Annotated in this window: 1 pseudogene; it reads left to right on the forward strand. The window is 70.3% G+C overall.

Annotated features, from left to right (window positions below):
• Positions 1-112: 112 nt before the first annotated feature.
• Positions 113-20,713, forward strand: a pseudogene (locus ACFVIV_RS02280) (non-ribosomal peptide synthase/polyketide synthase); the annotation flags it as partial.
• Positions 20,714-20,846 lie beyond the last annotated feature (133 nt).

Raw genomic sequence — 20,846 nt, forward strand, 5'->3', positions numbered from 1 at the left:
GCCCGGACAAATGGGGCCTACTTGTGTTGGAGGGAATGGATCACCAGTGGATACCGGGCGTCGTTCTGCACGCGGAAATCGCCGGCGCCGGAACGGCGGTCAGCTGTTTCCCCAATTGCTCACCGCGGCGGTGGATTCCGCCTCGGATCGGGTGGCGATCCGGTTCGAGGACCGGCAGCTGACCTATCACGAACTGGATGAGGCCTCCTCGCGAGTGGCGCGCGAGCTGATCGACCGCGGCGTCGGTCCCGGCGATGTGGTGGCCATCGGCCTCACCCGGTCCCTCGAGTCGGTGCTCTGCATCTGGGCGGTGGCGAAAACCGGTGCGGCGTACGTCCCCGTCGATCCCACCTACCCGAGCGACCGCATCGGTTATCTGCTGTCGGACTCGGGCGCGGCGCTGGGCCTGACCGTCGGCCGCCATCGCGCCGCGCTGGGTGAGTCCGTGCCGTGGCTGGAACTCGACGATCCGGAGCAGCGCGACCGCATCGAGGCGCGGCCCGGACATCCGGTGTCCTATGCCGATCGGATCCGCACGCTCACCGAGCAGCATCCGGCCTATGTCATCTACACCTCCGGCTCCACCGGCCGCCCCAAGGGCGTCGCGGTCACCCACGGCGGTCTGAGCGCCCTCACCGTCTTCGAGCGCGAGCATTGCGGCATCACCGCGGACTCGCGCGTATTGCATGTCTGCTCGCCGAATTTCGATGTGTCGGTGCTCGAACTGCTGCTGGCGTTCAGCGCCGGCGCGACGCTGGTGATCGCCCCGCCGACCGCGTTCGGCGGTTTCGAACTGGCGGAACTGCTGCGCCGCGAACGGGTCACGCACATGCTGATCACCCCGGGCGCGCTGGAATCGGTCGATCCCACCGGTCTGGACGACCTGCGCACCGTCATGGTCGCCGGTGATCGCTTCGGCCCGGATCTGCTGCGCCGCTGGGCGATACCCGGCCGTTCCTTCCTCAATGGTTACGGCCCGACCGAGGCCACCATTCTGGTGACCAGCAGCGCCGCACTGCAACCGGATCAGGACATCACCATCGGCAATGCCACCCCGGGTGTGGGCGCGTTCGTGCTCGACAGCGGGCTGCGCCCGGTGCCGGACGGCGTGGTCGGCGAGCTGTACGTCTCGGGCCCGGCTCTGGCCCAGGGCTACCTGGGCCGTCCCGCACTCACCGCGGATCGGTTCGTGGCCAATCCCTTCGGTGAGCTGGCGGGCGCCCCCGGCTCGCGGTTGTACCGCACCGGCGATCTGGCGCGCCGCCGCGAAGACGGCACCGGCCTCGAGATTCTCGGCCGCTCCGACTTCCAGGTGAAGATCCGCGGCTTCCGCATCGAGCTCGGCGAGATCGACGACGCGCTCACCGCCCACCCGGATCTCGACTTCGCGGCGACCATGGGCCGCACGCTGCCCTCGGGCGCGACGGCGCTGGTGGCCTATGTACTGCCGACGCCGGGCCGGGCCGTGGACACCGCGGAGCTGGCCGAGCACGTCGGGGCCACCCTGCCCGCGCACATGGTGCCGTCGGCGATCGTGGTGCTGGATCGGATTCCGTTGACCCCGAACGGCAAACTGGATCGCGCCGCGCTGCCGGAGCCGGTCTTCGAAACTCTCGTCTCCCGCGACCCGGCCGGTCCGGTGGAGACGCGCATCGCGCAATTGTTCGCCGAGCTGCTGCGCGTGGATCGCGTCGGCGCCGACGATTCGTTCTTCGCGATCGGCGGCGACAGCATCATGTCGATGCAGCTGGTCTCCCGGGCGCGGTCGGCCGGGATCGTCTTCACGCCCCAGGATGTGTTCGAGCATCGCACCGTGGCGCGGCTGGCCAAGGTCGCGATCGTCGGCGAGACGGCCGCGGCCGCGATGCTCGCCGAACTGCCCGGCGGCGGCGTGGGCGAGATCCCGCTGACGCCGGTGCTGGCCCGCCAGCTCGCGCACGGGCTGTCGCAACGGTACTTCCAGAGCATGGTGCTGGCGCTGCCGGAGGGTGTGCAGCGCGCCGCGCTGGCGGCGACCGTGAGCGCGGTGCTGGACCACCACGATGTGCTGCGCGTGCGGATCGCCGCGGACGCGGCCGCCGCGGGCGGGTGGCGGTTCGAGGTGCCGCCGCCGGGAGCCTTCGATATCGAGGCGGCGATCGCCGAACTGGATGTGCCCGCGGGTATCGATGACGCCGAGCTGGCCCGAATCGGCAGTGCCGCATTGGATTCCACCGCCGAAATGCTGAATCCGGTTGCGGGGCGGATGATCGCGTTCACCTGGCTGCGCCGCCCCGATGCCGCGGACGCGCTCATCGTGGTCGCGCATCACTATGTGATCGACGGCGTGTCGTGGCGAATCCTGATTCCGGACTTCATGACCGCCTGGGCGCAGCTGGCGGCGGGGCAGCAGCCCGCCCTGACGGCCATCGGCACCTCGTTCCGGCGCTGGGCGCACGGACTCGCGGAGGCGGCCGGATCGGCCGGACGGCTCGGCGAGCTGGAGCACTGGCGGCGCGTGCTGGCGTATCCGGATCCGCCGCTCGGTGACCGGGCGCTGGACGCCGCGGTGGACACCCATGCGACGATGCGGCGCTTCAGCGTCGAGGTGCCGGTGCACGTCACCGAGGCCCTGCTGACGGAGGTGCCCGCCCGCTATCGGGGTGGGGTGAACGACGGCCTGCTCGCCGCGCTGGCGGTGGCGGCGCGCTCGTGGCGGGCGCGCCGCGGCGTGGCCGCGCCGGTCACGCGGGTGCGGCTGGAAGGGCATGGGCGCGAGGAGGATACGGTCCCCGGCGCCGATCTCACCCGGACCGTCGGCTGGTTCACCAGCGTCTATCCGGTGGCCCTGGATCTGTCCGGCATCGCGGCCGACGGGACCGCGGCAGCGACCGCGGCCGCCCTGCGCGCGGTGAAGGAACAGCTACTGGCGGTGCCCGCCAAGGGCATCGGCTTCGGCCTGCTGCGGCACCTGAATCCCGAGACCGCCGCCGAACTCGGCGGCGACCTGGGCCAGATCGGGTTCAACTACCTCGGCCGGATCTCCACCGGCGGTATGCCCGAGGGCGTCGAGGCGGCCGGCTGGCTGCCGACCGACGCGCTGGGCGAGCTGTCCGCCGAACAGGATTCGGCGCTCCCGGCCGATGTCGTCATCGATATCAATGCCATCGTGACCGACACCGAGGCCGGTCCGCGCCTGGGCGCATCGTTCCAGTACGCGGCGGAGATCCTCGACGAGGCCGCCGTGCGCGAGCTGGCGCAGGAGTGGGTGGCCGCGCTGACCGCGGTCGCCGGACACCTCGCCGACCCGGCGGCAGGCGGTCTGACGCCGTCGGATGTGCCGCTGGTCCGGGCCTCGCAGGCGGAGCTGGACGCCTGGCGCGCCGCGTATCCCGGTCTGTCCGATGTCCTTCCGCTGTCGCCGCTGCAAGCGGGCCTGCTGTTCCACACGCAGCTCACGGCGGGCGCGCCGGATATCTACGTGACCCAGTTCGTGATCGAGCTGTCCGGCGTGATCGATGTGCCCCGGTTGCGCGGCGCGGCCCAGGCGGTCCTGGACCGGCACGCCAGCCTGCGCGCCGCCTTCGTCACCGCCGCCGACGGCGCGCCGGTGCAGCTCGTGGTGGACGGCGTGGCGGCCCCGTGGCAGGAGGTGGACGGCGTCGCCGACGACGAGCTGCCCGCGCTGCTGGAGGCCGATCAGCTGCTCCGATTCGATCCGGCCGCCGCGCCCATGGTGCGTTTCACTCTGTACCGCACCGCATCCGGGCGCGTGTGCTTCACGCTGACCAGTCATCACATCCTCTTCGACGGCTGGTCCCTGCCGCTGCTCATGAAGGATCTGCTGCTGCTGTACGCGACGCACGGCGATGCCTCGCAGCTGCCGCGCGTGCGGCCCTACCGGGACCATCTGGCCTGGCTGTCGGGCCAGGACCGGGCGGCCACCGCCGCGGTGTGGCGGTCGGCGCTGTCCGGCGCCGAGCGCACCGCGCTGCTGCCCGCGTTGCCGCGGGTGCGGTGGCCGGAGGACGGATTCGGTTCCCGCGCCTTCGAATTGACCGCCGAGCAGACCGGGGCGCTGGCGAAGTTCGCCGGCGAGACCGGCGTCACCGTCAATACCGTCGTGCAGGCGGCGTGGAGCCTGCTGGTCGCCGGGTTCACCGGCCGCGACGATGTGGTCTTCGGCGCGGTGGTGTCCGGCCGCCCGCCCGAGCTGGACGGTGTCGAGGACATTGTCGGCCTGTTCGTGAACACCATTCCGGTGCGGGTCCGGATGGATCCGCGCCGGTCGGCACGAGAACTGCTGAGCCGCTTGCAGACCGAGCAGGCGGCGCTGCTCGAACACCACTACCTCGGCCTCGGCGACATCCAGGCCGCCGCCGGAGTGGACGAGCTGTTCGACACCCTGGTCGCCTTCGAGTCGTATCTGGTCGACACCGATGGGCTGCGGCAGGCCGGCGGGGCCATCGACGGGCTGCAGGTCGACGATGTGCGCGGCGTGACCAATACCCACTATCCGGTGTCGGTGGTGGTCGAGCTCGAGGAACGGCTGCGGGTGCAGGTGATGCACCGGCTCGACGCGGTCGACCCGGAAACCGCTGCGGCACTGGCCGATCGGCTCCAGCTGCTGATCGACCGGATCATGGCGGATCCGGATCGCACGCTCGCCGCGACGCATCTGCTGACCGAGGCGGAATACGCACGGCTCACCCACGTGAGCGACGGCGGGTCCGCGGCGGAGGAATTGCTGCCGGATCTGCTGACCCGGGGCGTGCTCGCCGGACCGCAGCGGATCGCGGTGCGTGACGGCGATCGGTCGATAGATTATCGCGAGCTGGACGAGGCCTCATCGCGCCTGGCGCGGGAGTTGATCGCGCACGGGGCCGGGCCGGGGGAGCTGGTCGTCGTCGGCATTCCGCGGTCGCTGGAATCGGTGGTGGCGCTGTGGGGCGTGGCCAAGACCGGCGCCGCCTACCTGCCGCTGGACCCGAGCTACCCGGCCGAGCGGATCGCTCACATTCTCTCCGATTCGGGCGCGCGACTGGGCGTGACCATCGGCGCCGAGCAAGGCGCACTGGGCAATTCGATCGAATGGGTCGTTCTCGATGATTCCGATCGGATGCGTCGCCTGGAATCGCGGTCGGCACAACCGATCTCGAATGCGGACCGGACTCGCCCGCTCACCGGGCAGCATCCGGCCTACGTCATCTACACCTCCGGTTCCACCGGTCTGCCCAAGGGCGTCGCGGTGACGCACGCGGGCCTGGCCGCCATGACGGCGCTGCGCGACGAGTACGACGTGACCGCGGATTCGCGGGTGCTGCACGTCATCAAGCCGAGTTTCGACTTCTCGCTCGAGGAGTTGCTGTTCGCCTTCGCCGCCGGCGCCACGCTGATCATCGCGCCGCCGGAGGTCTACGCGGGCCCTGAACTCGCGGATCTGCTACGCCGCGAGCGGGTTTCGCATGTGCTCATCACGCCGGGGGCGTTGTCCTCGATCGAGCCCGACGGGTTGGCCGACCTGCGGGTGCTGGTCACCGGGGCGGACGTGCTGAGCGCGGACCTGGTCGAGCGCTGGGCGCACGGCGAACGCGCCGTGTTCAATTCGTATGGGCCGACCGAGGCGACGGTCGTGGTGACCAGCGGGCGGATGCGGCCCGCGCAGCCGGTCACCATCGGATCTCTCATTGCGGGCGTGGACGGTTTCGTGCTGGACGCGTGGTTGCGCCCGGTGCCCGCCGGGGTGACCGGCGAGCTGTACCTGTCGGGACCGGCACTGGCACAGGGCTATCTGGGCCGACCGGAACTGACCGCCGAGCGGTTCATCGCCAATCCCTTCGCAACCGGGGCGGGATCCCGGGGTGCGCGGCTGTATCGCACCGGTGATCTGGTGCGCCGCACCGAGACCGGGGAATTCGAGTTCCTGGGCCGCACCGATTTCCAGGTCAAGATTCGCGGTTTCCGCATCGAACTGGGTGAGATCGACAATGCCCTCCGCGGCCATGCCGATGTCGGCCAGGCCGTCACGGTGGGCCGGACGCTGCCCTCCGGCGTCACCGCGCTGGTCTCGTATGTGCTGGCCGCCGCGGACCGGACCGTCGATACCGCGCAGCTGCTGGAACACGCCGAACAGGTGCTGCCGGAGCACATGGTGCCCGCGGCCGTCGTGGTGCTGGACGAACTTCCGCTGACACCCAACGGCAAACTCGACCGCGAAGCCCTGCCCGCGCCCGAATTCCAGGCGCGGACCTACCGCGAACCGTCCACCCCGGCCGAACAGGTCGTCGCCCGGGTGCTGGCCGAAGTGCTCGGCCTCGAGCGGGTGGGCGCGGACGACGACTTCTTCGCACTGGGCGGCAATTCGCTGCTGGCCACCCGCGTCGTGGCGCGCATCAACGAGGCCACCGGCGGAAGCATCGGAGTACGGGAGCTCTTCGCCACCCCGGCCGTGGCGGAGCTGGCCGCCCGCATCGAGAACGGTTCGGGCGCGGCCCGTCCGGCCTTGGCGCCCATGCCGCGACCCGAACGCATTCCGCTCTCGCCCGCGCAGCAGCGGATGTGGGTGCTCAACCAGCTGGAACCGGAATCGCCGTACTACAACATGCCGCTGGCCATCCGGCTGACCGGTGCGCTCGATGTGCCCGCCCTGCGCGCGGCCGTGGCCGATGTCCTGGAACGCCACGAGACTCTGCGCACCCGGTACCCCGTGGACGGGCCCGGCGGACTGCCGTACCAGGAAATCCTTTCCGTCGCAGAGGCTTTCCCGGAACCGCTGCGCGTCGAGGAGGCCGCCGACCCGGCCGGCGTGCCCACTCGCATCGCCGAGCTGGTGACGACCGGATTCGACGTGACCGCCGCGCCGCCGGTGCGCACTCTGCTGCTCACCGGTCACGACTCCGAACATGTGCTGATCGTTGTGGCGCACCATATTTCGGCGGACGGCGTCTCCATGAGCCCGCTGGCCCGGGATCTGGTGACGGCCTATGTGGCCCGCACCGGCGGCATGGCTCCCGAGTGGGCCCCGCTGCCGGTCCAATACGCCGACTTCGCGCTCTGGCAGCGTCAGATCACCGGCGATGACGAGGACGAGAATTCGGTCGCCGGAAGGCAATTGGCGTACTGGCGGGCGCAGCTGGCGGATTCGCCGGAACTGCTCGAACTGCCCGCCGACCGGCCGCGCCCGCCGCAGCCGTCCCTGCGCGGCGCCGTCACCGGCTTCGTGGTGCCCGAGCAGGTGCACCGCGGGCTGATCGACCTCGCCCGCGAGAGCAATTCGACCCTGTTCATGGTCGTGCACGCGGCCCTCGCGGTGCTGCTGGCGCGGCTGTCCGGCAGTTCGGACATCGCCGTGGGCGCCCCGATCGCGGGCCGTGGCGAGCGCGCGCTGGACGATCTGGTCGGCATGTTCGTCAATACCCTGACCCTGCGCACGCCGGTGAGCTCCGACGCCACCTTCGAGAGCCTCGTCGCGCTGGCGCGGGAAACCGACCTCAATGCCTTCGCCAATGCCGACATCCCCTTCGAACGCGTGGTGGAGGCGGTGGCTCCGGCCCGCTCCACCGCGCACAACCCGCTGTTCCAGGTGGCGCTGTCGTTCGACAATGCCGAGCAGGCCGCGCTGGAACTGCCGGGCCTGAGCATCGCGGCGCTCGACACCGGCGCGGCGGCAGCGAAATTCGACCTGCTGGTGCTCGCCGAACCCGGGCAGCGCGCCGACGGCACGCCCGGGGATCTGGTCATCTCCTTCACCTACGCGACCGATCTGTTCGACGAGCCGACCGTGGCCGCGTTCGGCCGCCGCTTCGGGCGGATTCTCGCGGCGGTGGCCGGTGATCCGGCCGTCGTCGTCGGCGATATCGACATTCTCGATGCCGGGGAGCGGCCCGTCGCGGCACTGCCCGTGGCCCGGGCCGCGACGGACATGCCGGTCGGCACCCTGCCGCAGCTGCTGGAAGCCGCCGTGGAGGCGAACCCGGACGGTCTCGCCCTGGTCTTCGCCGACGGCGATCGCACCCTGGCCGAGCTGGACTATCTCGAGCTCGACGCACGCACGTCCCGCCTGGCGCGACTGCTCATCGAGCGCGGCGTCGGGCCGGAAGACATTGTCGCGGTCGGGATTCCGCGATCCATCGAATCGGTGCTGGCCGTCTGGGCGGTCGCCAAGACCGGCGCCGCCTTCGTACCGGTCGACCCCAACTACCCGCCGGAGCGGGTGGCCTACCTGGTGGCCGACTCCGGCGCGCGGCTCGGCCTGACCGTGAGCGCGGCGCACGCGGGACTGCCCGAGGGGCTGGACTGGCTCGATATCGACGATGCCGCCTTCGCGGACGCGCTCGCGCAGCGGTCCGCCGCTCCCGTCACCGACGCCGATCGCGTGCGGCCCCTGCGCCCGGAGCACCCGGCCTATGTCATCTACACCTCGGGTTCCACCGGCCGCCCCAAGGGCGTGGTGGTGGCGCAGGCCGGTGTGTTCGCCTTCAGCGCCCACCAGCGCGAGACGCTGCACGCCATCGGGACAACCCGTACGCTGCACGTCATTTCGCCGTCCTTCGACGTCTCGGTGGCCGAACTGCTGCTGACCCTCGGCAGTGCGGGCACCATGGTGGTGGCCGCGCCGGAGGTGTACGGCGGTGCGGAACTCGCCGCCCTGCTGCACCGCGAGCGGGTGACGCACATGTTCATCACCCCGTCCGCGCTGGCCTCGGTGGATCCGGCCGGGCTGGACCGCCTGCGCACGGTGTGCGTGGCCGGTGAGGCCTGCCCGCCGGAGCTGGTGCGCCGCTGGGCGATTCCCGTCGCCGGCGGCCGCATGCGCCGGTTCGTCAACGGCTACGGCCCGACCGAGGCGACCATTATCGCCAATTACGGTGTGCAGGCGCCGGATCGGCCGGTGACCATCGGCCCGCCGGTGCCCGGCATGACGGAGTACGTCCTCGACGATCGACTACGGCCCGTGCCCACGGGCGTGACCGGTGAGCTGTATCTCGCCGGCATCCAGCTGGCCCGCGGGTACCTGGCGCGACCGGCGCTGACGGCGGATCGGTTCGTGGCCAACCCGTTCGGACCCGCCGGAGCCCGCCTCTACCGCACCGGCGACCTCGCGCGCTGGACCACCGCCGGCGAGGTGGAATACCTGGGCCGCAATGACTTCCAGGTCAAGGTGCGCGGCTTCCGGATCGAGCTGGGGGAAATCGACGCCCTGCTCGCCGGGCACGACACCGTCGACTTCGCCGTCACGGTCGGGCACCGAATGGACAGCGGCGCAACCATTCTGGTCGCCTACGTGCACGCCGCACCGGGCGCGGCGGTCGATACCGCGGAACTCACCGCCCTGGCCGCACGCACGCTGCCCGCGCACATGGTGCCCAATGTCATCATGGTGCTCGACACCATCCCGCTGACCCCGGTCGGCAAGCTGGATCGCCGCGCGCTCCCGGCTCCGCAGGTGCGGGCCAAGGAGTTCCGGGCCCCGGCGGGGCCGCGGGAGGAGCTGGTCGCGGAGGTCTTCGCGGCGCTGCTGCACCCGGACGATCCGGAGGCCCGGGTCGGCGCGGACGACGATTTCTTCGAACTCGGCGGCAACTCCCTGCTGGCCGCGCGGGCCATGGCGCGGATCAGCGCGGCGCTCGATACCCGGGTGCCCGCGCGAGTGCTGTTCGAGGCCTCCACCGTGGCCGGACTGGCCGCGCTGGTGGATCGGTCGGCCGGACAAGGCGACCGCAAGGCGCTGGTGGCGGGTCCGCGGCCGGAATCGGTGCCGCTGTCGCCCGCCCAGCAGCGCATGTGGCTGCTCAATCAGATCGATCCGGCCTCGGTCGCCTACAACATGCCGATCGCGGTGCGATTGTCGGGCGCATTGGACGTGGCCGCGCTGCGCGCCGCCATCACGGATGTGATCGCCCGCCACGAGATCCTGCGGACCGTCTACCCGCGCACCGAAACCGGTGCGGCGCAGGTGATCCTGCCCATCGCGGAGGCGACACCGGAACTCGACATCCGGTCCGTCACCGCCGATGGTCTGGTGGCCGAGCTGCGGCACCTGGTGGACACCGGCTTCGATGTGACCGCCGAAGTGCCGCTGCGCATCGCGCTGTTCGAAATCGACGGCGCCCCCGGCGAATTCGTGCTCGCACTGGTGATCCACCACATCTCCGGCGACGGTGCGTCGTTCGCGCCGCTCACCCGGGATCTGGTGACCGCCTACGCGGCTCGCACCACCGGGCAGGAACCCGCGTGGACGCCACTGGCGGTGCAGTACGCGGACTACACCCTCTGGCAGCGTGAGCTGCTGGGCAGCGAGGACGATCCGGAATCGCTCGCGGCCCGTCAGGTCGAGTACTGGCGGCGGACCCTCGCCGGTCTGCCCGATCAGCTGGAACTTCCGGCGGATCGGCCGCGCCCGGCGGTGCAGTCCTACGCCGGCGGCCGGGTGGAAATCGAGATCGACGCCGAAACCCACCGTGCGCTCGCCGATTTGGCCCGCACGGAAGGCGCGACACTGTTCATGGCCGTGCACACGGCCTTCGCACTGCTGCTGGCCCGGCTGTCCGGCACCGACGACATCGCCATCGGCACCCCCATGGCGGGCCGCGGCGAGGCCGTCCTCGACGACCTCATCGGCATGTTCGTCAACACCCTGGTGTTCCGCACCCGGGTCGACGACGGCGCGGCCTTCACCGACCTGCTGTCCCGCCAGCGCGAAGCCGACATCCAGGCCTTCGCCCACGCGGACGTGCCCTTCGAGCGCCTGGTCGAGGTGCTCAACCCGGTGCGCTCCGCGGCCCGGCACCCGCTGTTCCAGGTCGGCCTGTCGTTCCAGAACCTGGGCCGATCGGTCCTGGAACTACCCGGCCTCACCGTCGCCGGCCTGGACATCGACACCGAGATAACCCAGTTCGACCTGCACCTGATCGTCACCGACACCTACGACGCGACAGGCGAACCCACCGGCATCGCCGGCGTGTTCACCTACGCCACCGCACTGTTCGACCAGTCGACGGTGCAGGGCTTCGCGGATCGCTTCGTGCGCCTGCTCGGGGAGATCATCGCCGCACCCCACCGCGCGGTCGGGGATCTGGAACTGCTCGCTCCGGCCGAGCGAGCGGCGCTGTCGGCGTCCAACGCGACCGAACACCACGTGGACTCGGCAACGACCCTCGCCACCCTGCTGGACAAGGCCATGGTCGCCGCGCCCGATTCGGTTGCCCTCATTGCGGATTCGCCCGAAGGGCGGGTCGAGCTGACCTACGGCGAGCTGGCTGCCCGGGTGAATCGCCTGGCCCGGCACCTGATCTCGCTGGGCGTCGGCCCGGAGCAGCGGGTCGCCCTGGCGCTACGGCGGTCGGTGGATCTGGTCGTGGCCATGTACGCGGTCTCGGCCGCCGGTGGCGCGTACATGCCGGTCGACCCGGACCAGCCGGGGGAGCGGACCCGCTACATCCTGGAGACCGCCGCGCCGGTATGCGTGCTGACCACCGCCGCAGACGGTTTCGAGCTGGAACCCCTCAGCCAGGAGGCGCCCGGGAGCGATTCCCTCCGTCAGCCCGGCGCGCTTCTTGGCCGGGATCCGCGCCACGCTGGTGATGACGTCGCTGGTGTGGATTCCGGCCAACCCCATGCCGGAATGACGGATCAGGCAGCGGGCGAAGATCCGTCGGAGGCATTCCGCGAAGAGGCGCGCGGGAGCGATTCCCTTCGTCAGCCCGGCGCGCTTCTTGGCCGGGATCCGCGCCACGCCGGCAATGTCGTTGCGGGTGTGAATTCCGGCCAAACCCACGCCGGAATGACGGGGGCGGTGCTGCACGTCGATGCTCTCGACCTCTCGGGTTACTCGGACGCGCCGGTTACCGACGCCGATCGTGCTGCCCCGTTGCGGCCGTCCAATACCGCGTACGTGATCTTCACATCGGGTTCGACCGGCCGCCCGAAGGGCGTGGCGGTGTCGCATGCGGCCATCGTGAATCAGTTGCTCTGGAAGACGGCCGAATTCGGGCTGACGGCCGAGGATGCGGTGCTGCTCAAGACCGCCGCGACCTTCGATCTCTCGGTCTGGGAGTTCTGGTCGGCCGCCGTTGCCGGTGGCCGACTGGTGATCGCCGCGGCCGATGGACAGCGCGATCCGGCGTACCTGAACGAGCTCATTGCCCGGGAGCGCGTCACCACATTGCATGCGGTGCCGTCCATGCTCGACGTGCTGCTCACCGAATCCGGTGGAGCGCTGTCGGACTCGCTGCGGCGTGTGCTCGCCATCGGTGAGGCGCTGCCGCCCTCGGTGGCGCGGCGTTTCCGCGCCGCGAATGCCGGGGCCGGGCTGTTCAACCTGTACGGTCCGACCGAAACCGCCGTGTCGATCACCAGCCATGCCGTCGACGATGCCGACGAGCTGTCGGTGTCCATCGGTGCGCCGGTGTGGAACAGCCAGGTGCATGTGCTGGACCAGCGGCTGCATCCGGTGCCGGTGGGAGTCTCCGGTGAGCTGTACCTGGCCGGTGACCAGCTGGCACGGGGCTATTTCGGACGATCCGACCTCACGGCCGATCGTTTCGTGGCGAACCCGTTCCAGGACAATGGGTCTCGCATGTACCGCACCGGTGACTTGGTGGCGTGGAATGCCGCCGGTGAGCTGGAGTACCTGGGCCGCACCGACTTCCAGGTGAAGATCCGCGGCTTCCGCATAGAACTCGGTGAGATCGAGGCGGCGCTGCTGGCGCTGCCGGAGATCGCGCAGACGGCCGTGCTGGCCAGGGCCGATCAGCGCACCGGCGACCGCCTGGTCGCGTACCTGGTGCCCCAGCGCGCGGAGGGACGTCCCGCCCGTCATCGCGGCGCGCCGTTGACCGGGACCTCCGACAGCCTGGCGGATTCCGGCCGAGACCGCGCCGGAACGGCGACGGAAACCTCCGGCCGGGTGCTCGAGACGCTGGAGTCGGAGACGGATACCTCCGGCCCGGGGTTCGGGACGCTGGAGTCGAAGACGGATACGTCCAGCCCGGGGCTCGAGACGCTGGAGTCGGAGACGGAAATCTCCGGCCCGGGGTTCGGGACGCTGGAGTCGAAGACGGAAATCTCCGGCCCGGGGCTCGAGACGCTGGAGTCGGAGACGGAAAGTTCCGGCCGGGTGCTCGGCACGCTGGAGGCGGAGATCGATGTCGCGCGGGTGAAGTCGGCATTGTCGGCGGCGCTGCCGTCGTACATGGTGCCGGCGGCGTTCGTGGTGCTCGATGCGTTGCCGTTGAATGCCAATGGCAAGCTGGATCGGAAGGCGTTGCCGGAGCCGGAGTTCGAGGCCACGGTCTTCCGCGCGCCGACGACTCCGATCGAGCAGCTGGTGGCCGGTGTGTTCGCCGAGGTGCTGCACCTCGAGGGTGATGCGCCCATTGGTCTGGATGACGATTTCTTCGCGCGGGGCGGCAATTCGCTGCTCGCCACTCAGGTCGCGGCGCGGCTGGGTGCGGCGCTCGACACCCGGGTGCCGGTGCGCCTGCTGTTCGAGGCGGCGACGGTGGCGGCGCTGGCCGCGCGGGTGGAATTGGATGCGGGTTCCGGCGGGCGCAAGGCGCTGACGGCCGGGCCGCGGCCGGCGCAGATTCCGCTGTCGCCGGCGCAGCAGCGGATGTGGTTCCTCAACCGGTTCGACACCGAGTCGGCCGCCTACAACGTGCCGGTCGCGGTGCGGTTGTCCGGGGCGCTGGATGTGGACGCACTGCGGGCCGCGGTGGCGGATGTGGTTGCCAGGCACGAGATTCTGCGGACGATCTATCCGCAGACCGAGAACGGTCCGGTGCAGGTGATCCTGCCGCCCTCGCAGGCGGTGCCGGCACTCGAGGTTCGCGCTGTCGCGGTCGACGAGATCGCGGCCGCGGTGGTGGAGCTGAACTCGACCATCTTCGACGTCACCGTCGAGGTGCCGTTGCGGGTGGCACTGTTCGAGATCGCGGACGATGAATACGTCATCGCCATGGTCGTGCACCACATCTCGGCCGACGGTTCCTCGATGGGGCCGCTGACTCGGGATCTGATGACCGCGTACGCCTCTCGTGCCGTGGGCGTGGAACCGGCGTGGCCACCGCTCGCGGTGCAGTACGCCGATTACGCCGTGTGGCAGCGTGAACTGCTGGGCAGCGAGGACGATCCGGAGTCGCTGGCCGCCAAGCAGGTCGGCTACTGGAAGCAGGCGCTGGCCGGGCTGCCCGATCAGCTGGACCTGCCCGCCGATCGGCCCCGCCCCGCGGTGCAGTCCTTCCGGGGCGGTCGGGTCGAGGTGAGTATCGACGCCGATACGCATGCGGCACTGGCGGATCTGGCGCGCGCCGAAGGCGCGACGCTGTTCATGGTCGTGCACACCGCGCTCGCGGTGCTGCTGGCGCGGCTGTCCGGTACCGGCGATATCGTCATCGGCACGCCGACGGCGGGTCGTGGTGAGGCGGCGCTGGACGATCTGATCGGCATGTTCGTCAACACCCTGGTGTTCCGCACCGAGGTGGATGCCGGCGCGCCGTTCGCGGAACTGCTGAACCGCCAGCGGGAGACCGATATTCAGGCGTTCGCGCACGCGGACGTGCCGTTCGAGCGGCTGGTCGAGGTGCTCAACCCGGTGCGTTCCACCGCGCGGCACCCGCTGTTCCAGGTGGGCCTGTCGTTCCAGAATCTGGCCCAGTCCAGCCTGGAGCTACCCGGTCTCACGGTGTCCGGACTGGAGTTCGATACCGAACTCTCGCAGTTCGACCTGCATCTGATCGTCGCCGACCGATACGGCGAAACCGGTGCGGCCGAGGGCATTACGGGCTTCCTCACCTACGCGACCGACCTGTTCGATCATTCGACGGTGCAGGGCTTCGCGGATCGATTCGTGCGCCTGCTCGACGGGATCGTCGCCGCACCGCACACGGCCGTCGGAGATCTAGCTCTGCTGGCTCCGGCCGAGCAGCGGGAGCTGTTCGCGCGCAACGCGACCGAGCATATTGTGGATGAGGCGACGCTGGGCGCGTTGCTGGACAAGGCAGTTGCCGCTGCGCCCCGCGAGGTCGCGATCGTGGCCGACGGCCCGACCGACCGGGTCGAGCTGACCTACGGTGAGCTCGATGCCCGGGTGAACCGTTTGGCGCGGGAGCTCATCGCGCGGGGTATCGGTGCGGAAGATCGTGTGGCGCTGGCCATCCGGCGCTCCACCGATCTGGTGGTCGCGATGTATGCGGTGGCCAAGGCGGGTGCGGCGTATGTGCCGATCGATCCGGATCAGCCTGCCGAGCGGACCGGCTACATCCTGGAGTCCGCTGCTGTCGCGTGCGTGCTGACCACGAGCGGTGACGATTTCGAGGTCGATTCCTCTCGTCATCCCGGTCGTCATCCCGGCGCGCTTCTTGGCCGGGATCCACACGACGCCGGTGATGTCGTTGCCGGTGTGGATTCCGGCCAAACCCACGCCGGAATGACGGGGGCTGTGCTGCGCATCGACGAGCTGGATCTGTCGGGCTACTCGGATGCGCCGATCTCCGCCGACGAGCGGGTGCGGGAGCTGACGGCCGCGAATACGGCGTATGTCATCTTCACCTCCGGTTCGACCGGTCGCCCGAAGGGTGTCGCGGTGCCGCACGCTGCGGTGGTGAATCAGTTGCTGTGGAAGATGACCGAATTCGGTCTCGATCCGGCCGATGCGGTGTTGTTGAAGACGGCCGCCACGTTCGACTTGTCGGTGTGGGAGTTCTGGTCGGCTGTCGCGTGTGGTGGTCGCTTGGTTATCGCGACGCCGGATGGGCACAAGGATCCGGCGTACCTGAACGAGCTGATCGCGCGGGAGTGGGTGACCACGCTGCATGTGGTGCCGTCCATGCTCGACGCGCTGCTCACCGACGGGTTGCCGGATTCGCTGTGGCGCATCCTGGCCATCGGTGAGGCGTTGCCCGGTCCGTTGGCGCAGCGGGTGTTGCGGGAGAGCCCGCGTACCGAGCTGTTCAACCTGTATGGCCCGACCGAGGCCGCGGTCTCGATCACCAACCACCGAGTCACCGACGCGGACCAAGGATCGGTACCCATCGGCGCGCCCGTGTGGAACAGCCAGGTCTATGTCCTCGACGCGCGACTGCGACCGGTCCCGGCGGGGGTTTCCGGTGAGCTGTACCTGGCCGGTGCGCAGCTGGCGCACGGCTACTTCGGCCGCAGTGACCTGACTTCGGACCGGTTCGTCGCGAATCCGTTCGATGCCAATGGTTCTCGTATGTACCGGACCGGTGACCTGGTGGCGTGGAATGCCGCCGGTGAGCTGGAGTACCGCGGCCGCACCGACTTCCAGGTGAAGATCCGCGGCTTCCGCATCGAACTGGGTGAGATCGAGGCCGCGCTGCTGGCCCAGCCGGGGATCACCCAGGCCGTCGTGATCGCCAAATCGGATCGGCGTCTCGGTGACCGGCTCGTCGGCTACCTGGTATCCGCGGACGCGAATATCGATACGGCGCAAGTGAAGTCGGCGCTATCCGGCCTGCTCCCGTCGTACATGGTGCCGTCGGCGTTCGTGGTATTGGCGGCGCTGCCGCTCACCGTCAACGGCAAGCTGGATCGAAAGGCACTGCCGGAACCGGAATTCGAGACCACCGCCTTCCGCGCACCGGCCACCCCGATCGAGGAGATCGTGGCGGGCGTGTTCACCGATGTGCTCGGCGCCGAACAGGTGGGCGCGGACGACGACTTCTTCGCCCTGGGCGGCAACTCCCTGCTGGCCACCCAGGTGGCGGCCCGGCTCGGTGCGGCGTTCGGCGCCCGGGTCCCGGTGCGCGCCCTGTTCGAGGCGTCCACCGTCGCCGAGCTGGCCACGCATGTGGAGCGCTACCGCGATGCGGGCGACCGCATACCGCTCATCGCGGGACAGCGGCCCGAGCTGGTGCCGCTGTCCATGGCGCAGCAGCGCATGTGGTTCCTGAACCGGTTCGACAGCGCCTCGGCGGCCTACAACATCCCGGCCGCGGTCCGGCTGACCGGTGACCTCGACATCGCCGCGCTGCGGGCGGCGGTCCTGGATGTCGTGGCCCGGCACGAGGTGCTGCGCACCGTCTACCCGGATACGCCCACCGGCCCGGTGCAGCGGGTGCTGCCCGCCACCGCGGCGGCCCTGGAATTGACGCCGGAGGACGCCGACGCCGCGACCCTGCGCGAGCGGATCATCGAGGTGGTCTCGCGCGGCTTCGATGTCACCGCCGAGATTCCCTTGCGCGCCACCCTGTTCCGAATCGGCGACAACGATCATGTGATCGTGCTCGTGGCGCATCACATCAGCGCCGACGGCTGGTCCATGGCTCCGCTGACCCGGGATGTCATGCTCGCCTACGCCGCCCGGCTCGCCGGTGCGGCGCCGGACTGGGCCCCGCTGCCGGTGCAGTACGCGGACTACGCCATCTGGCAGCGCGCGGTGCTGGGCGCGGAGACCGATCCGGACAGCCTGATCTCCCGGCAGGCCGGCTACTGGCGCACCGCGCTGGCCGGGCTGCCCGATGAGCTGAGCCTGCCCGCGGACCGCCCGCGGCCGCCGGTGCAGTCCGGTTCCGGTGGGCGCGTGCACTTCTCGATCCCGCCCGAAATCCGGGAGGGGCTGCTGGAGCTGGCGCGCGGCCGCCAGGCCACGCCGTTCATGGTGGTGCACGCCGCCTTCGCGGCGCTGCTGGCGCGCCTGTCGGGCACCGACGATATCGCCATCGGCACCCCGGTCGCCGGGCGCGGCGAGGCCGAGCTCGACGATCTGGTCGGCATGTTCGTCAACACCCTGGTGTTGCGGACCCGCGTGCCCGGCGGAACCAGCTTCACCGAACTGGTCGAGGCCACCCGCGAGACCGATCTGCAAGCGTTCGCGCACGCCGATATTCCGTTCGAGCAGTTGGTGGAACTGCTGCGGCCGGAACGGTCCACGGCGCGCAATCCGCTGTTCCAGGTCATGCTGTCGTTCGCGAATCTGCCCGACACCACCTTGGAGCTGCCCGGATTGCGGGTCGGCGCGGTCGATTTCGACGCCGAGACCGAACAGGTCGATCTGTCGCTGACCATTCAGGACTCCGGAATCGCCGGCGGCGGCCTGGTCGCCATGCTGTCCTACACCCGGGATCTGTTCGACGAGAGCACCATCGAGCTGCTCGCCCAGCGGTTCGTGCGCCTGCTGGCGGGCCTGATCGCCGAACCCGACCGGGCGATCGGCGATATCGCGCTGCTGTCCGACCTCGAGCACGCCGAGCTGACCGGGATCACTGGTGCGCCGGTGGCCACCGCCGGACTCCTGCCCGAGTTGCTCGCCCATGGCGCGCACCGGTATCCGGATGCGGTCGCGGTCCGCGACCAAGGCGACTCGATCACCTACCGCGAGCTGGACGAGTACTCGAACCAGCTGGCGCGCTTGCTGATCGGGCGCGGTGTGGGCCCGGAGCGCTGCGTCGCCCTGGCCATGCCGCGGTCCTACGAGATGATCGCCGCCATCTGGGCGGTGGCCAAGACCGGCGCCGCCTTCGTGCCGATCGATCCGGGCTACCCCTGGGAGCGAATCCGGCACATGCTCGTCGATTCCGGCGCCGTGCTGGGTATCACCCTGTCCGAGTACAGCTCTCGGCTGCCCGGCGGCGTGGAGTGGTGGCTGGCCGATGATCCGGTCACCGAGGCGCTGTGCGAGAAGCGGTCCGCGGCGCCGGTCACGGACGCGGACCGGATCCGGCCGCTGCGGGCCGAGCACGCCGCGTACATGATCTACACCTCCGGCTCGACCGGCCTGCCCAAGGGCGTGACGGTCACCCACACCGGTCTGGGCGCCATGGTGGATGTCGCCGCCGGCCGGTATCGCCTCGAATCCGGGCACCGGATGCTGCAGGCCGGCTCGCCCAGCTTCGATCAGTCGATCGAGGAGTGGCTGGGGACCTTCCACCTGGGCGCGACGCTGGTGATCGTGCCCGCCGACATTATCGGCGGGGCCGAACTGGACGAGCTCATCGAGGCGGAACAGGTGACGCACACCGTCATCACCCCGGCCGTCCTGGGCACCCTGGACCCGGCGCGCGCGGACCGGCTCGAAATGGTCTCGGCGGGCGGCGATGTGACGACCCCCGAGCTGCTGGCGAAATGGCAGCCCGGCCGGCGGTACCTCAACGGCTACGGCCCGACCGAGATGACGATCGGCGCCACCTACGCGGAACTGTGTGCGGGAGAACGCATCACCATCGGCGAACCGGTCGCCGGTATGTGGGCGGCCGTCCTCGACGCCAGGCTGCGGCCGGTGCCCGCGGGCGTGGTCGGCGAGCTGTACCTCGCCGGTTCGGCCATGGCCCGCGGATATCACCGCCGGCCGGCGCTGACCGCGGAACGGTTCGTCGCCAACCCCTTCGACGCGTCCGGGGAGCGCATGTACCGCACCGGCGATCTGGTGCGCTGGGTCGGCACCAACGGCCGCCGCGAGCTGGAATACCTGGGCCGCACCGACTTCCAGGTGAAGATCCGCGGCCTGCGCATCGAACTCGGCGAGATCGACGCGGTGCTCGGGGCGCATCCGGACATCGCCTACGCGCACACGCTCGGCCGGGAGAACCCGTCCGGGGCAACGGTTCTGGTGTCCTACGTGCTGCCGGAACCGGACCGGATCGTGGATTCGGCCGCGCTGCTCGCGCACGCCGCCCGCAGCCTGCCGTCCCATATGGTCCCGGCCGCGGTGGTGGTGCTCGACGAGGTCCCGCTCACCCCGGTGGGCAAGCTGGACCGGAAGGCGCTGCCCGCACCGGTGTTCGCGGTCCGGGAGTTCCGCGCGCCGGGCACCCCGCGCGAGATCGCGGTCTGCGCCGCGTTCGCCGAGGTGCTCGGCACCGAGTCGATCGGGCTGGACGACAACTTCTTCGAGCACGGCGGCACCTCGCTCAGCGCGACGCGACTCGCGACCCTGCTGAGCGCCGCACTCGGCGAACGCGTTCCGGTGATGCTGCTGTTCACCGCGCCCACACCCGCGAATCTGATCGCCGCCCTGGGCGATTCGCCGGGCCTGCACGACGGCGAAGCCGCCTTCGAGGTCCTGCTCCCGCTGCGCGCCACCGGCACCGCACAGCCGCTGTTCTGCATTCACCCGATCGGCGGCATCGCCTGGTCCTTCGCGGGCCTGGCCGCGCACCTCGACGCGGATCGGCCGATCTACGGTCTGCAGTCCCCGGCGCTGCGCGCGGACGGCGAGCTGCCGGACTCGATCGAGGACTGGGCGCGCCGGTATGTGAAGGAGATCCGGGCCGTGCAGCCCGAGGGCCCGTATCACCTGCTGGGCTGGTCGCTCGGCGGTGTGCTCGCCCATGCCGTCGCGGTGCAGCTGCAGGACGAGGGCGCCGAGGTGGCGCTGCTGGCCATGATGGACAGCTACAACGAGAGCGGCGGCGAGTTCGCCGGTCTCGCGGACGCGCCCGCGATTCCGCTGGCGGAGGTGGCGGGCGGCCTGCTCGGCGAGCACGCGGCCGGGCTGGAGCTGGACGCGAATCTCGATCCGCGCGAGCTGGCCGGGCAATTGGCGCGGCTGCCGGAACCGTTCGCCTCGTTCGGATCCGATCGGATCACCCGGATCCTGGACGCGGCCTTGCGCTCGGCGCCGCTGCCGAGCCGGTACGCGGCACCCGTTTTCCGTGGTGACCTGGTGTATTTCAGTGCCGCCGAGGACGACCCGACGGGCCGCACGGGAGCGGCGACCTGGCAGAACGCAATCGAGGGCCCGGTATCGGTGTATCCGGTCCCGGCCACCCACTGGCGCATGACCGGTGAGCCCGCGCTGGCGCGAATTGCGGTGGTGCTGAGCGAAAGATGGGCGGGCGAGATCATGTGATGTGACGCAAATCACTTCTCTGCAACATGCCGAGGTCTTCGCGCCGATACAGGGTGAG

Origin of the sequence: Nocardia sp. NPDC127526, assembly GCF_042672265.1 — a bacterium.
Taxonomy (GTDB): domain Bacteria; phylum Actinomycetota; class Actinomycetes; order Mycobacteriales; family Mycobacteriaceae; genus Nocardia.